Origin of the sequence: Streptomyces sp. NPDC017890 (assembly GCF_044328675.1) — a bacterium.
Lineage (GTDB): Bacteria > Actinomycetota > Actinomycetes > Streptomycetales > Streptomycetaceae > Streptomyces.
The window spans coordinates 37,947-52,518 of sequence record NZ_JBIRHU010000019.1 but is presented as its reverse complement, the minus strand read 5'-3'; the positions used below and the strand labels follow the sequence as shown (position 1 = coordinate 52,518).

14 protein-coding genes and 1 pseudogene are annotated in these 14,572 nt (G+C 70.5%); 8 read left to right on the top strand and 7 right to left on the bottom strand.

Features of this window, described 5'->3' with window-relative positions:
* Window positions 1–84: 84 nt before the first annotated feature.
* Window positions 85–456, bottom strand: a complete 372-nt coding sequence (locus ACH4F2_RS24540) for a DUF192 domain-containing protein (RefSeq protein WP_398135004.1) — start codon at window positions 454–456, stop codon at window positions 85–87.
* Between the two features lie 117 nt (window positions 457–573).
* On the opposite strand from ACH4F2_RS24540, the gene ACH4F2_RS24535 reads away from it, so the two are divergent.
* The 4 genes from ACH4F2_RS24535 to ACH4F2_RS24520 all read left to right on the top strand — a co-directional run bounded on the left by ACH4F2_RS24535 (window position 574) and on the right by ACH4F2_RS24520 (window position 3,057).
* Window positions 574–918, top strand: a complete 345-nt coding sequence (locus ACH4F2_RS24535; protein ID WP_398134885.1) for a hypothetical protein — start codon at window positions 574–576, stop codon at window positions 916–918.
* Window positions 919–1,172: 254 nt separating this feature from the next.
* Window positions 1,173–1,430, top strand: a complete 258-nt coding sequence (locus ACH4F2_RS24530; protein ID WP_398134884.1) for a hypothetical protein — start codon at window positions 1,173–1,175, stop codon at window positions 1,428–1,430.
* A 251-nt stretch (window positions 1,431–1,681) separates the two neighbouring features.
* Window positions 1,682–2,473, top strand: coding sequence for a class I SAM-dependent methyltransferase (locus ACH4F2_RS24525; protein WP_398134883.1), 792 nt, complete (start codon window positions 1,682–1,684; stop codon window positions 2,471–2,473).
* Between the two features lie 233 nt (window positions 2,474–2,706).
* Entirely contained in the window at window positions 2,707–3,057 is a 351-nt protein-coding gene (locus tag ACH4F2_RS24520; RefSeq protein WP_398134882.1) for a hypothetical protein, read from the top strand.
* Between the two features lie 80 nt (window positions 3,058–3,137).
* Here the strand turns inward: ACH4F2_RS24520 and ACH4F2_RS24515 are convergent.
* Window positions 3,138–3,398 (bottom strand): annotated as a pseudogene (locus tag ACH4F2_RS24515) (winged helix DNA-binding domain-containing protein); the annotation flags it as partial.
* 1,057 nt (window positions 3,399–4,455) lie between these two features.
* On the opposite strand from ACH4F2_RS24515, the gene ACH4F2_RS24510 reads away from it, so the two are divergent.
* From ACH4F2_RS24510 to ACH4F2_RS24500, 3 genes are all read left to right on the top strand, one after another.
* Window positions 4,456–5,781: a PhoH family protein gene (locus ACH4F2_RS24510; protein ID WP_398134881.1), complete on the top strand. Its 1,326-nt coding sequence runs from the start codon at window positions 4,456–4,458 to the stop codon at window positions 5,779–5,781.
* A 438-nt stretch (window positions 5,782–6,219) separates the two neighbouring features.
* The gene (locus tag ACH4F2_RS24505; RefSeq protein WP_398134880.1) at window positions 6,220–6,915 is read left to right on the top strand and encodes a transglycosylase SLT domain-containing protein; all 696 of its coding nucleotides are present in this window, start codon (window positions 6,220–6,222) and stop codon (window positions 6,913–6,915) included.
* 158 nt (window positions 6,916–7,073) lie between these two features.
* Window positions 7,074–8,489: an AI-2E family transporter gene (locus tag ACH4F2_RS24500; RefSeq protein ID WP_398134879.1), complete on the top strand. Its 1,416-nt coding sequence runs from the start codon at window positions 7,074–7,076 to the stop codon at window positions 8,487–8,489.
* 73 nt (window positions 8,490–8,562) lie between these two features.
* Here ACH4F2_RS24500 and ACH4F2_RS24495 read toward each other — a convergent pair whose 3' ends face one another.
* Entirely contained in the window at window positions 8,563–9,099 is a 537-nt protein-coding gene (locus ACH4F2_RS24495; protein WP_398134878.1) for an alkyl hydroperoxide reductase, read from the bottom strand.
* 6 nt (window positions 9,100–9,105) lie between these two features.
* The gene (locus ACH4F2_RS24490; RefSeq protein WP_398134877.1) at window positions 9,106–9,660 is read right to left on the bottom strand and encodes a peroxiredoxin; all 555 of its coding nucleotides are present in this window, start codon (window positions 9,658–9,660) and stop codon (window positions 9,106–9,108) included.
* A 137-nt stretch (window positions 9,661–9,797) separates the two neighbouring features.
* Here ACH4F2_RS24490 and ACH4F2_RS24485 point away from each other — a divergent pair, with 137 nt between their 5' ends.
* A complete protein-coding gene (locus ACH4F2_RS24485; RefSeq protein WP_398134876.1) occupies window positions 9,798–10,736 on the top strand; it encodes a LysR substrate-binding domain-containing protein in 939 nt (312 codons plus the stop codon).
* A 105-nt stretch (window positions 10,737–10,841) separates the two neighbouring features.
* On the opposite strand, the gene ACH4F2_RS24480 is transcribed toward ACH4F2_RS24485, so the two are convergent.
* The 3 genes from ACH4F2_RS24480 to ACH4F2_RS24470 are packed head-to-tail and all read right to left on the bottom strand — an operon-like array spanning window position 10,842 to window position 14,391.
* Entirely contained in the window at window positions 10,842–13,184 is a 2,343-nt protein-coding gene (locus ACH4F2_RS24480; RefSeq protein WP_398134875.1) for an ABC transporter permease, read from the bottom strand.
* The gene (locus ACH4F2_RS24475) at window positions 13,181–13,870 is read right to left on the bottom strand and encodes an ABC transporter ATP-binding protein (protein ID WP_398134874.1); all 690 of its coding nucleotides are present in this window, start codon (window positions 13,868–13,870) and stop codon (window positions 13,181–13,183) included. The genes ACH4F2_RS24480 and ACH4F2_RS24475 overlap by 4 nt, the downstream gene beginning before the upstream one ends.
* Window positions 13,867–14,391 (bottom strand): PadR family transcriptional regulator, encoded by a 525-nt coding sequence (locus ACH4F2_RS24470; protein WP_398134873.1) that lies wholly within the window; start codon window positions 14,389–14,391, stop codon window positions 13,867–13,869. The genes ACH4F2_RS24475 and ACH4F2_RS24470 overlap by 4 nt, the downstream gene beginning before the upstream one ends.
* Between the last annotated feature and the right edge of the window lie 181 nt (window positions 14,392–14,572).

Sequence of the window (14,572 nt, the reverse complement as noted above, 5' to 3'; positions counted from 1 at the left end):
CTCGACCGGCACCACTGAACAGGATCGACCGGGCGGTCCTCGGACGAGAGCAGGGTGAGCGGACCTCTCGGACGCCGCGTGCCCTCACCCTTCCACCACCTCGATCCGCACCCCCACCCGCACTCCCCACCCGGCCATCGCCCCGGCCTCGGCCTCCAGTACATGCCGGGCACGCAGGCGGGGCAGCCCCAGCCGGCCCGGCCGCATGGTGCGTACGGCTATGACGGTGAGGCGCCGGTCGAGGTAGGCCACGTCGATGGGCATCCGCATCCGGAAGGTGTGCACGCTGTTGGCAGGCGACAGGAGGATGGCCCCGTCGACGAAGGACCGCCCCAGCAGTCCCTTGGTGCGCGCGCGGTAGGAGCCGGCGATCTCCAGCGGAACACGGACACCCCCACCGCCGGCCTCTTCTTCCACGACCAACACCCCTGCCCCGTCCCGCCGGCGCCGTCCCATGCCGATGCCCCTCCCGCAGCCCTGCCGTCCCACCGAACGTATCCGCCCCGAGGGGATCGAGAACAACGGCTGGGCACGGATCGTCACGGACAACTATCTGTCCCCTCCCATGACGCGATGGGCATCCGGGTCGGTTTTCCCGGCCGTCGTGTCATCGGCATGCACGTGACCGGGTTCAGCCACCCGTACATACGTGAGTACTTCGTGAACGGCCCGGGCTTCACGCACGGAGACGGCCACGTCGAGCTGCCCAAGGTGGAGCTCGAGCGCGGTGCCCACTACCAGGTGCTGGTGCTCCTGGACCGCGCGGAAGGCTTCATGGAGCCGATGTTCCCCGATCCGCGGGTTGTCGCAGGCATCGCGGGCGGAGTGCGGGGCAGGGCCGTGTGGGAGTCCCGGGCAGGCCCACGACGTCGCGTCGGGTCCTGGCCCTGGTTGCCTTTCTCGTCGCCGTCATCCTGACTCAGCTGTTGCCGCGGTGAGCGGGGACGGAGGCGATGCCCCCGTGGTGGACGTCGACGTGAGCGACCATGCCATCAGCTGGGTGGCGTTGCTCTTCGGCCTGGTCGCCGTCGCCATGGTCTCGTGGCTGTTGCTCACTCGCCGTCCGGGCGGCACACCGTTCAGCCCCCCCCTCTCGCCCCCTCCGCGTCGGGCGCGGCGCGACATCGACGCGTCGAAGCATGGGTCGCGGTGTGGCTGACCGTGGTGCCGGTGTGGCCTATTTGGTGGCCTACCTCGCCGGTCGTCCCGTGCTGGACAGCATTCAGAGCGATCAGCTGGGACCGTCGGAAACCGTTCAGGTGATCGCGGCCATCGGCGCGCTGGGCTCGGCCATCGGCATGAGCACGGCCGCGGTCAGCAAAGCCGTGGCGTTGCTGATCCACGCGCGAGCGGACATGGAGCGAGCCCGGTCGGGACAGCCGCGATCGGAGCAGGAACTCGAGCCGGGTCCCGGGGACGAACAGGCGTGAGTCGTCGAGTCACTTCACCATGGCGGCCCGGCGGGAAAGACGTTGCCCCGCCGCTCCGTCAAAGGTAGGAAGACCTCATGACCGGACTCGGCGCCGTGTTCCGTCCTCAGCTCGCCGACGGGTGACGAGCCCGACCCCGAGAGGTTCGTGCGGTTCACCGCCGAGCAGGTCCGGCCCCTGGCCGGCTGAGCTCCGCCGCCGGTCACCGACACCGCACCCACCCTCGTACCCATCGATCGGATCGCACTTCCATGACGCCCGCACCCTCCCGCTCCTTCGACGACCTCGTGGCCGAGGGCGCCTCCGTCCCCACCGCCGGTTGGGACTTCTCCTGGTTCGAGGGGCGGGCCACCGAGGCCCGGCCCTCCTGGGGGTACGCGCGGTCCATGGCCACGCGGCTGACCGGGGCCACCGCCGTACTGGAGGTGCAGACCGGGGGAGGGGAGGTCCTGGACCAGGCCCTCGAAGCCGCCGCCCCTCACCGGCCGCCGCTCGTCGTGGCCACCGAGGGCTGGCCGCCCAACCTCGCCGAGGCCACCGCACTGCTCCGCCCGCGCGGCGTCCCCGTGGTCGCCTCGCCCGACGACGCGCCCCTCCCCTTCGCGGACGGAGCCTTCGACCTGGTCGTGAGCCGGCACCCCGTCCAGCCGCACTGGGCCGAGATCAGCCGCGTGCTCGCGCCCGGCGGCACGTACTTCGCCCAGCACGTCGGACCCGGCAGCGTCTTCGAGCTCATCGAGTACTTCCTCGGTCCCCAGCCGGAGCAGAGCCGCAACCACCGCCACCCCGACCGTGAGCGCGCCGACGCGGAGGCCGCCGGTCTGGAGGTCGTCGACCTGCGGGCGGAACGGCTGCGGATGGAGTTCCACGACATCGGCGCCGTCGTCCACTTCCTGCGCAAGGTGGTGTGGATGGTCCCCGGCTTCACCGTCGAGAAGTACCGGGACCGACTGCGCGACCTGCACGAACTCATCGGGGTCGAAGGCCCCTTCGTCGCCCACAGCGCGCGCCACCTCTTCGACGCCCGCAAGCCGCATCACTAGCCCCGGTCTCCCGGGCCGGGCCGGGCAGGGCGAGCCACGGCGTCCGGGCCGGCAGGCCGAGGGGGCCCTGGACGATCTCCCAGCCAGACCCCGTCCCCCAGCGGGACACCCGTCGCCAACGGCCGGCTCACTCGCGAGATTTCGTTGAACTCTTGAGTATCTGCTCCCCGAGCACCGACAATGCAGTCGAAGCTCGCCCCTCGAAGCACTGCTGAAGAGAGGAACCGAAGCAGATGAAGAGCCGGTCCAGATTAGCCCTGGGTACCCTGACGGCCGTCGCGCTGACTACCGCACTTTCCGGATCGCCCGCGTTCGCCACCGACGAGCTCGACTGTGGCGCCAGTGACGACTACGTCGCGGTGACGTACGTGCAGAACGGCGCGGAGCACATCCGATGCTGGGACAACCCCGACGTCGTTCCCCTCAACCTGGACAACGTCACCTCCTTCTACTCGGGCGCCAACAAGGTGGTCGTCTTCTGGACGACGGGACGTGGCTGGGAGGTCGACGTGCTGGAGCCCCACACGTCGGTCCCCTTCACCGGTGCTGACACCTACCGCGTCTTCGGCTTCGAAGTCGTGTAATCGCGGGACGCGGCAGTGACGGGCGGTGGCCGGTCCCCTTCCCGGAGGACCGGCCACCGGCCGCCCCGACCGGCCGGCGTCCCACCCGTCTTCACGGGTGACGGTGGTACGCGAGGCGATCCGGCCGGCCACAGGACCGTCCGTACGTCCACGCGGGTGACGCCGTCGGTCCGCAGGCCGACGGACAGCTAGGCCGCCGACAGTACCTGGGCGTGGACGCCGAGCATCGCGCCGACCACGTCGGCGACCGGAGTGCCCGCTCGGGCGGACATGGCCAGGAACTGCCGTTCGAGCCGCCGTGCGCCCGCCGCGCTCCGAGTGATCCACACGGTCTTCGTCATGAGGAGACGTCAGAAGGGGAGTAGGACGGAAGGCGTCCCAACGGGTGGCCGGAGCGACGTCTCTTCAGGGCGTATGGGGCGTACCTTCGCAAATATCTCCGTGCCAGGAAGAGTGTGCGGAATCACCCATCGATCCTCACAGGGTTTCCACATCGTTATTCATCGTTGTCCTCCTTGGGTCGAAAGCGTCCCGCCCGATCGCATAAGTTCGAGCCCAGGTAATTCGCGTGAGCAAAGCTGCACGTGTGGCACCGCGCAGCGGAGGGGGCTGCGCGGTGCCCGGTCAAGCGGGCGTCCGCCGACGGGTTCACCCGGTTGGGGGAACCGAGGGGGTTAGTCGGCCGGGGTTCGGTGCGCACCGGATCCGCTTCGGATGCGCCGCAGAATCACTCCGGGCGGCCCCTCGGCCTCGTCAGACACCCTGGTCACCCATGGGTTCAGTGTGTTCTGGCCATGATTCAGCGCGGAATAAGCAGTTCCGTGGCCACCCGGGCGTCGCCGGGTGATTTCGGAGAGTAGTTTTGGCACGCCGATGCGCGCGACATCACTTACAAAGGGTTATGGTGGAAACCCCCCCTCGGGCCGGTCCGTCTCCCCCCCACGGACCGGCCCGTTTTTTCTGCCTCCCCGTGCCCGCTCCCCGTCCCCCGGCACGCCCCCTCCCCGTCGCCCCGGCGCGGCCCACTTTCCGCCCCCCTCTCCGCCCCCCCGGCGAGAGCTCGCGCGGCAGCCTCCTGGCGGGACGCCCGTAATGAGGAGTTCACCGGTGCGCCGTCCTGTGCCGTGGCATGGCGGCGCTCGTTCAAGGGCATAAGCCAAGCAGGTCGACGCCCGAACCACGGGTGTCGGATCTCAGCGGACGGCACGGAGCCGTCCGCCCGGGAGGCCCTTTGCACCAGCCCCACCGTGCGGTCACGGCACGGAAGACGCGGCGGAGGGCCGGTTCGCGGCCCGCGCCAGTGCATGGCGGTCGTAGACCGGTCGGCTCGTTCCCGCCCTCCCGGCCCAGAGTCCACTCCGTCGCTCCCCGACCTCTTCCGAGGGGGTACGTCCTTCCGTGGTGACCAGCACAAAGCGCCACAAGCCCGATAGGCGCACCTACGTTCTCGACACCAGCGTCCTGCTGGCCGACCCGAACGCTCTGAACCGCTTCGACGAGCACGAGGTCGTGCTCCCCATCGTCGTGGTGACGGAGCTGGAGGCCAAGCGGCACCATCCCGAACTCGGGTACTTCGCCCGGCAGGCCCTGCGCCTGCTCGACGAGTTCCGCGTACGGCACGGTCGCCTCGACGCCCCCATTCCGACCGGGGATCTCGGCGGCACCGTGCGTGTCGAGCTCAACCACTCGGACCCCAGCGTGCTGCCCACCGGCTACCGCCTGGGGGACAACGACTCCCGCATCCTCGCGGTCGCCCGCAATCTGCAGGCGGAGGGATACGACGTCACCGTCGTGTCCAAGGACCTCCCGCTGCGGATCAAGGCGTCCTCCGTCGGCCTGCTCGCCGAGGAGTACCGCGCCGAGCTCGCCATCACGGACGCCTCCGGCTGGACCGGCATGTCCGAACTGACCCTGCCCGGCGAGCAGGTGGACATCCTCTTCGAGGAGGGGCGGGTGTACGTCCCCGAGGCCGCCGAGCTGCCCGTGCACACCGGCCTGACCATCCACTCGGAGCGCGGCAGGGCCCTCGGCCGGGTCACACCCGACGGCAGCGTCCGTTTGGTGCGCGGCGACCGGGAGGCGTTCGGTATCAAGGGCCGCAGCGCCGAGCAGCGGATCGCGCTCGACCTGCTCCTCGACCCGGACGTCGGAATCGTGTCGATGGGCGGCCGGGCGGGCACCGGCAAGTCGGCGCTGGCGCTGTGCGCGGGGCTGGAGGCCGTGCTGGAGCGCCGGCAGCACCAGAAGGTGATGGTCTTCCGTCCGCTGTACGCGGTGGGCGGGCAGGAACTCGGCTATCTGCCCGGCTCCGAGGCCGAGAAGATGAGCCCCTGGGCGCAGGCGGTCTTCGACACCCTGTCGGCGGTCACCAGCCGGGAGGTCATCGAAGAGGTGACGGCGCGCGGGATGCTGGAGGTGCTCCCGCTCACCCACATCCGCGGCCGCTCGCTGCACGACGCGTTCGTGATCGTGGACGAGGCGCAGTCCCTGGAGCGGAACGTCCTGCTGACCGTGCTGTCCCGCATCGGGGCCAACTCACGGGTCGTACTCACCCATGACGTGGCACAGCGGGACAATCTGCGGGTGGGGCGGTACGACGGAGTCGTCGCCGTCGTCGAGAAACTGAAAGGCCATCCGCTCTTCGCGCACGTCACCCTGACGCGCTCCGAGAGGTCCCAGATCGCGGCACTCGTGACCGAAATGCTGGAGGACGGCCACATCTGAGCTACATCTGACGCTTCGCGAACTCCGACCCGTCCAGGGTGGGTTACCCGACAGTCGGCGCCGTTCGGAAAGGCCAAGAGCCTAGCCGGGCGGCGCCTTCGTGTGTGGGGGTTTCCGGAAACCCCATGGGGCAAACGGGATGTGAGCTTTCACACGCAACACAGAATTGCCTCACCCCGCCGGGTTACGGCAGAGTCTCCTTCCTGTCAGGCCCCGCATACGACACAGCTGTACCCCCAGCGGTACGGCGCCACAGAAGCACCAGTTTCAACTCCATAGCAGCGTCGTATGCCGCCCGAGCACCACGCGGCGCTCCCCCGCAGGGGAGTTGCCCACCGGGTCCGTGCCTCCCGTGACCCGTAGTTGGGGAGGCCAGTGCCAGGGGCACGATTGCGTCCGCGAGGGTCACCGAAGCGGGCGATGCTGGAAGGAAACCGTGTGAGCCGGATCTCGGTCCGGGGATTCGCAGTGGCCTCGGCCACGGCGGTCACCGCAGTCGGAAGCGTCGTCGGCGTTGCCTCGGGCAGCACCGCGCAGAACAACGACGCGGAGGCGACAGCAGCCGGCACGACGCTGCTCGCGGACATCCCCATGGGCGAGCAGGCGCAGGTGCAGACCGCGTCCCTGACGCAGCAGGCCGACGTACAGGCCATCGCCGCGGACGCGAGCGCCAAGAAGGACGCCGAGGAGGCGGCCCGCAAGGCAGCCGCCGCTACCGCCGTGGCCAAGCAGGAGAAGGCCAAGGAGGCGGCCAAGGCGGCCAAGCAGCGTGAGGCGCAGAGGGAAGCGGCCAGCCGCGACGCCCAGCGCGACGCCAGCAGCTTCAGCGTCCAGAGCTCCTACAGCACCAGCCAGATCCAGGCGATGGCCCGTCAGATGGTGCCCAGCGGCCAGTGGCAGTGCTTCAGCAACATCGTGGACCACGAGTCCAGCTGGAACTACAAGGCGGTCAACCCGTCCTCCGGCGCGTACGGCCTCTTCCAGGCGCTGCCGGCGGGCAAGTACGTCTCCGCGGGCGCCGACTGGCGGACCAACCCGGCCACCCAGATCAAGTGGGGCCTCAACTACATGGACAGCCGCTACGGCAGCCCGTGCGAGGCCTGGACCTTCTGGCAGGCCAACCACTGGTACTGAGCCCGCCCGGCGCGGCCCACCGCTCCGGCCCACCGCTCAACCTCGCGCAGCCCCTCACCGTCCTACGGTGAGGGGCTTTCGCGCTCCCGCCATGTACGGTCGGACCGGAAACGACTCCGGGGGGAGTGGTGGGGAAAGACGGGGGAAGAGGACGGATCATGTCTCGAGTGCCAGGGTGGCTCGGCCGGCTCGGCGCCGGACTGACCCGGATGAGCGCGCGGCTGGAACAGCGCCGCGAGGCGGCCCGGCAGGACGGCCCCGACGACGGACCGTCGCCGTCCGCCGACCACGTACCGCCGTCCCCGCCACTGTCACCGTCGCCGTCGGTGGAGGACGCGCTGTCGGAGCACGGCTCCACGCCGCACCAGCTCGTGGTCCAGTCCCGTCCCGACCCGGCGCAGGCCGTGCCCTGGGGCGTCCGGGTCGCCGCGGAGGCCGGATGGCGGCTGCTGGTCCTCGCCGGCACCGTGTGGGTGCTGATGCGGGTCATCAGCGCCGTACAGCTGGTGGTGCTGGCGTTCGTGATCGCGCTGCTGATCACGGCGCTGCTCCAGCCGACGGTGGCGTGGCTGCGCCGGCACGGGGTGCCGCGGGGGCCGGCCACCGCCCTGACCGCGATCCTCGGATTCGTGGTGATGGGACTGATCGGCTGGTTCGTCACCTGGCAGGTCATGGAGAACATCGACGATCTCTCCGACCAGGTCCAGGACGGCATCGACGAACTGCGCAACTGGCTGCTCAACAGCCCGTTCCACGTCACCGACAAGCAGATCAACGAGATCGCCAAGAACCTGCGCGAGGCGGTCGGCGCCAACACCGACCAGATAACGTCCGCCGGTCTCGAGGGCGTCACGGTCGTCGTCGAGGCCCTCACGGGCATACTGCTGGCCGCCTTCTCGACGCTCTTCCTGCTCTACGACGGCAAGCGCATCTGGCGCTGGACGCTGAAGCTGGTACCGGCGGCGGCCCGGCCGGCCGTGGCCGGCGCCGGTCCGCGGGCGTGGCGGACGCTGACGGCGTACGTGCGCGGCACGGTGATAGTGGCGCTGATCGACGCCATCTTCATCGGCCTCGGCATCTACTTCCTCGATGTGCCGATGGCCGTCCCGCTGGCCGTGTTCATCTTCCTGTTCGCCTTCATCCCGCTCGTCGGCGCGGTGATGTCGGGCGCGCTCGCGGTCGTCGTGGCGCTGGTGACCCAGGGCATGTTCGCGGCGGTCATGACGCTCGTCGTGGTGCTGGTGGTGCAGCAGATCGAGGGCCACATCCTGCAGCCGTTCATCCTGGGGCGCGCGGTGCGGGTCCACCCGCTGGCGGTGGTGCTGTCGGTGGCCGCCGGCGGCATGGTCGCCGGCATCGGCGGCGCGGTGGTCGCCGTACCGCTGGTGGCGGTGGCGAACACCGTCGTGGGCTACCTGCGGGCGTACTCCCGAGAGGCCGCCGTGCGGCAGGCGCCGAAGCCGAGCGGGGCGACGTCCACGGACCCGTCCCCGGCGGGCCCGGCGGCCTCGGCGACGGACCCTTCGCCGGCGCCCGCCGGGAGCGAACCGCCGGCGGACACCTCCACGGCGTAGCGACACGCACGACGACGGGCCCCGCTCACCATCAGGGTGAGCGGGGCCCGTCCTCGTGAGCCGCGTCGCGGGACTACTGGGCGGCCAGAACCGCCTCGGCGTCCAGCGTGACGCCGACGGCCTCGACCACGGCGGCGATCTTGAACGCTTCCTGGATCGTCTCGCGGTCCACACCGGCCTTGCGGAGCACCTGCTCGTGCGAGTCCAGGCACATGCCGCAGCCGTTGATGGCGGACACCGCGAAGGACCACAGCTCGAAGTCGACCTTGTCGACGCCCGGGTTGCCGATGACGTTCATCCGCAGACCGGCGCGCAGGGTGCCGTACTCGTGGTCCGACAGCAGGTGCCGGGTGCGGTAGAAGACGTTGTTCATCGCCATGACGGCGGCGGCCGACTTGGCGGCCGAGTACGCCTCCGGCGTGAGGTTCGCCTTCGCCTCCGGCTCCAGCTCGCGCAGCACGATCGGGGAACGCGAGGCGATGGCGGTCGCCAGCACGGTGCCCCACAGCTGCTGCGCCGGGAGGTCGGAGTTGCCGATGACCGAGCCCAGGTTGAGCTTCAGGTCCTTCGCGTAGTCCGGTACGGCGGACTTCAGGGAGTCGAGCGACATCTCAGATCACTCCCCGGCCAGCAGCGCGACCGGGTCGAGGGTCTCGTCGCCCTTGCTCCAGTTGCACGGGCAGAGCTCGTCGGTCTGCAGGGCGTCGAGGACCCGCAGGACCTCCTTCGGGTTCCGGCCGACCGAGCCGGCGGTCACCATGGTGAACTGGATCTCGTTGTTCTGGTCCACGATGAACACGGCGCGCTTGGCGAAACCGTCCTCGCCCTCGATGCCGAGGTCGCGCATCAGCTCGTGCTTGGAGTCCGCCATCATCGGGAACGGCAGGTCGGTCAGGTCCGGGTGGTCCTTGCGCCAGGCGTGGTGCACGAACTCGGAGTCGCCGGAGAAGCCGAGCACCTGGGCGTCACGGTCGGCGAACTCGTCGTTCAGCTTGCCGAAAGCGGCGATCTCGGTCGGGCACACGAAGGTGAAGTCCTTGGGCCAGGCGAAAACGACCTTCCACTTGCCCTCGTAGGTCTTGTGGTCGATCGTCCCGAACTCCTTGCCCTTCTCCAGCGAGACGCAGGCGGTCAGTTCGAACTCGGGGAACTTGTCACCGACAGTGAGCACACGCTCTCCAAAAATGCAGCGAAGAAACACCCATTTTGCGAGTGTTTCCCATGGGTTGGACGTTATTGATGTTGGCACAGGGTGCATTGATTAGTGAAATAGCTACACTCGGTCGAGTTGATCGGAGGTGGCTATTAGTGACAGGCAGGAAGAGGCAGCCCAGCCTCGCCCAGCTGCGGGCCTTCGCGGCCGTCGCCGAGCATCTGCACTTCCGCGACGCCGCCGCCGCGATCGGCATGAGCCAGCCCGCGCTCTCGGGTGCCGTCTCCGCGCTGGAGGAGGCACTGGGTGTCACGCTGCTGGAGCGTACGACGCGCAAGGTACTGCTCTCGCCCGCCGGGGAACGCCTCGCGGTCCGGGCGAAGGCGGTACTGGCGGAGGTCGGCGCGCTGCTGGAGGAGGCGGCGGCGGTACGGGCGCCGTTCACCGGCGCGCTGCGGCTCGGGGTCATCCCGACGGTGGCGCCGTACCTGCTGCCGACGGTGCTGCGGCTGGTCCACGACCGCTACCCGGACCTGGACCTCCAGGTCCACGAGGAGCAGACGGCGAGCCTGCTCGACGGCCTCACGACCGGCCGCCTCGACCTGCTCCTGCTGGCGGTGCCGCTCGGCGTCCCCGGCGTCACGGAACTCCCGCTCTTCGACGAGGACTTCGTGCTCGTCACCCCGCTCGACCACCGGCTCGGCGGCCGGGAGGGCATCCCGCGCTCGGCGCTGCGCGAGCTGAAGCTGCTGCTGCTCGACGAGGGCCACTGCCTGCGTGACCAGGCGCTCGACATCTGCCGGGAGGCGGGGCGCGCGGGCGTCCCGGCGACGACCACGGCCGCCGGACTGTCGACGCTGGTGCAGCTGGTGGCCGGCGGCCTCGGGGTGACGCTGCTGCCGCGCACGGCGGTCCGCGTGGAGACGTCCCGCTCCAGCCAGCTCCTCACCGGCTCCTTCGCCGACCCCGCCCCCACCCGCCGTGTCGCCCTCGCCATGCGCACGGGCGCGGCGCGCTCCGCGGAGTACGAGGAACTGGCGGCGGCCCTGCGGGAGGCGATGGGGGACCTGCCGGTCCGGACGGTCCACGACTGAACGGACGCGGGTCCCGCAACGCGCCCGGCCGGGGCGGGGCACCGGCCGCCCCGAGGGCAGCGGGCCCCGCCCCGGCCGGGCGGCCGGCGCCACGCGCCGACGGAGCTACTCCGTGCGCAGGCCCTCCGGCCGCATCAGCCGCAGCAGCGGAGGAAGGCTGCACAGCGTCACCACCAGGACGACCGCCGCGCCGATGCCGGTCATGGACAGGACGCTGGTCCAGTCGACGCGGACCGGGGTGCCCGTCATCTTCAGGAGCACCGTGCCCAGGGTCAGGCCCACCACCGCGGCCAGCACCAGACCCAGCGCGATGGGTATCGCGGTCTGCCACAGCACCGACAGGCTGAGCGTGCGGCGCCGGGTGCCGAAGGCGACCAGGGCCGACAGCAGCTTCTTCCGCTCGCGCAGCTGCTCCAGCTGCGAGACCAGCAGACTGGCACCGATCAGCGCCAGCACACACGCCGATCCCACGAACAGACCGGTGCGGATGGCGTCGAACCGGCCGGTCCGCTCCGTTGCCGACCACGTCATGGTGTCCGTCAGCGGATGGAGGGCCGCCGCGGTGTTCCGTACCCGGTCGTGCACGTCCGCCACCGACTCGTCCAGCTTGAGGTAGGCGTGCCCGGTCAGGCCGGGCGCGAGCGCGGCCGCCATCGCCTTCGGAGTGATCAGGAAGCCGCCCCGGTCGATCCCGGCCAGCAGGCCCCGGCGCGGCTCCGCCGCCTTGACGCCCTGCGGCACCGTCCAGGGGACCTCCCGGCCCTTCGGGCTGCCGTCGTAGGTCGGGTCCAGGTACAGCTTCCGGCCCGGCGCGGCCAGCTTCGCCATGTCCTCCCCGGCGTCCCACTCGGCACCGTGGACGGCGAACACGTCCCCGTCGTCACAGGAGGGCAGGCGGGCGATCTCCCGCAGCGACGCGCAGTCGCCCACGGTCATCATCGTGCCGTGGTCCGGGATCCGGGGGCGGTCGCCGACATAGCCCTCGGAGTAGCCGTAGACGGCCTTCACGCCCTCGGTGTCCCGGAACTCGTCGGTCGCCCGAGCCAGCGGCACCTCGCTCGGCAGAGCCGCCTCCATCTGCGCCAGCGACACGTCCTGTCCGGTGGACCTGGTGTAGTCGTCGTCCACGCCGACGAAGAGCATCTGCAGCGCGATCGCCCCGGCGACGGCCACGGCGATGCCGTTGACCATGCGGGCCGCCGTGCCACTGCTCATCTGCAGCCTGCGCACGGCCAGCTGCCAGGCCACGCCGCCGGAGCCGAGCCGGGCGACGACGGTCTCCACGATCCACGGCAGCAGCGCGGTCACGCCGACCAGGAGCAGCACGACACCGCCGGTCACCAGGTACTGGTTGAAGTCGCCGTTCTCGCGCCCGTTGCCGATCATCGGGTAGAGCATGGCCAGTCCGGCCAGCGGCAGCAGCAGCCGCCACCACAGCCGGCGTCTGGCGGGGCGGCCCGCGCGCACCACGCCGAGTGGTTCGATGACCACCCCGCGCAGCGCGAACAGGGTCACGAGCACCGCCGCCGCCGGCACCGCCACCGCGACCAGCAGGGCCAGCAGCGGCGAGGGGTTGAGATAGCTCGGGAACACGCTGATGCGGTACACCTCGGCCGTGCCCGCGAGCTGGCGGCCGACCAGGAAGAACCCGGTGCCGAAGACCAGCCCGAGGACCGCGCCCGCCATCGCCTCGCCGGCGGCGATGCGCCGGGTCATGCGGCCGTCGGAGCCCACCAGCCGCAGTGCCGCGAGCCTCCGGTCCCGCCGCTCGCCGCCGAACCGCACGGCCGCCGCGATGAAGACGGCTACCGGTGTCAGCAGCACCACGAAGACGACGAGGACCAGCAGGAGCAGCACCGGGTCGGACTGATCCTCCCCCGGGGCCGGGTCGCCGAACCGGTCGATACGCTCGATCCGGCCGGGATCGATGTGCTGAGCGAGCCCTTCCGCACCCTGGTAGAAGGCGAGTTCGGCCGAGCCGATCAGCCCGCTCTCCCCGATCGTGCCGACGATCCGGTCCGACAGCCGCTCGCGCAGCAGCGCGCCGGAGTCCGACTCCAGCAGCTCCTTCAGCGCGGGGGAGACCACCATCTCGCCCACCGCCGGGAACTCGTCCACCCCCGGCGGCAGCGGTGCCCGCGGCCCGTCGGGATCCAGTGCCCGGCCCCGGATGTCGTCGTCGCGGAAGTTCGCGTCGAGCCTGGCGACCACGAGCGTGTCATTCGCCTCCGGTATCTGCTCGGAGCTGAAGGTGATGTCGGTGCGGGCGGCCTCCCTCTCGTGCCGGACGTCGAGCGCGTTCGGTATCGCCGTCGTCAGCAGGAGCAGCGCGACGCCGAGTCCGACGCCGACGGCCGTCAGCACCGCCCGGGTCCACCCCTCGCGCCCGCCGGTGAAGGCGAAGCGGACGCCCATGGCCAGGTCCCGGGCCCACTGTCGCACGCTCATACGGCGCGCTCCATGTCCCGGGACCTGCCGTCCCGTACGACGATCTCGCGGTCGGAGTAGGCGGCCACCCGTGCCTCGTGCGTGACGAGGACGACGGCGGCGTTGGTGGAGCGGGCGGCGTCCGTGAGGAGTTCCATCACGCGTTCGCCGTTGAGGGAGTCCAGGGCGCCGGTCGGCTCGTCGGCGAAGAGCACGCGGGGGTTGGTGACCAGCGACCGCGCCACCGCGACCCGCTGCCCCTGGCCGCCGGAGACCTCACCGGGCCGCTTCTTCCCCAGGTCGTCGACCTCGAGGCGCTCCATCCAGGTCAGCGCGGCCCGCTCGGCCTCCTTGCGGGAGGTGCCGTTCAGACGCAGCGGAAGGGCGACGTTCTCCACGCACGTCAGCTCCGGCACGAGCTGCCCGAACTGGAAGACGAACCCGAACTCGGAGCGGCGCAGCGCACTGCGCTGGGCGTCGTTCATGGCGGACAGTTCACGCCCGTTGTACGTGATCGTCCCCGAGTCGGGCGGCACGATGCCGGCGAGGCAGTGCAGCAGCGTCGACTTGCCGGACCCTGAGGGGCCCATCACGGCGACGACCTCGCCGGGGTGGATGGAGAACTCCGCGCCGTCGAGGGCGAGGGTGGGGCCGTAGGCCTTGCGCAGCTGCTCGGCCGAGAGCAGCGAACCTGCGGGAGGAGTCATCGGGTTACCGCCTCACGGAGCTTGTCGAGGCGCGCGGCGGTGAGTTCCAGCCAGCGCAGATCGGCCTCGAGGTGGAACAGGGCGTGGTCGCAGATGAGCTGGTCGGCGAGGTCGCCCTTGCGTTTGCGGTCGGTGAGGATGCGCATGCCGCGCAGGTGCTCCGAACGCTGCGTGTCGAGGATGTCGGCGGCGTCGCGCCGGGTGAGCAGTGCGAGGACGACCTTGGTGTACAGGGTCGACTGGAGGTACGGCTCGGGCTTCTCGGGTGTGGCGAGCCACTGCTGTACGTCGGTGATCCCGGCGTCGGTGATCGCGTACCGCTTGCGCTCGGGGCCGCCGCCCGCCTCGATGCCGTCGACGACGACGAGGCCGTTCTTCAGCAGGCGGGACATCGTCGAGTAGACCTGGCCGTAGTGCAGCGGCCGGTCGTGACCGAACTTCTCGTCGAAGGCGCGCTTCAGGTCGTAACCGTGGCGCGGCCCGGACTCCAGGAGCCCGAGGAGGGTGTGACCGATGGACATACGGAGCACTCTACATACGGTGTATACCCACTATGTATACGCCCGGTGTAGAGGTCGTGTCGGCGTGGACGGAACCGCAGGTCAGGGCCGATTGTCACGGTTCCGCTACGACGGAAGCCGCGCCTCCGGTCGATGCGACGCGGTGGCGCGGCGTGTGCCCGGCTGTCGTCCCTGTCGTCCT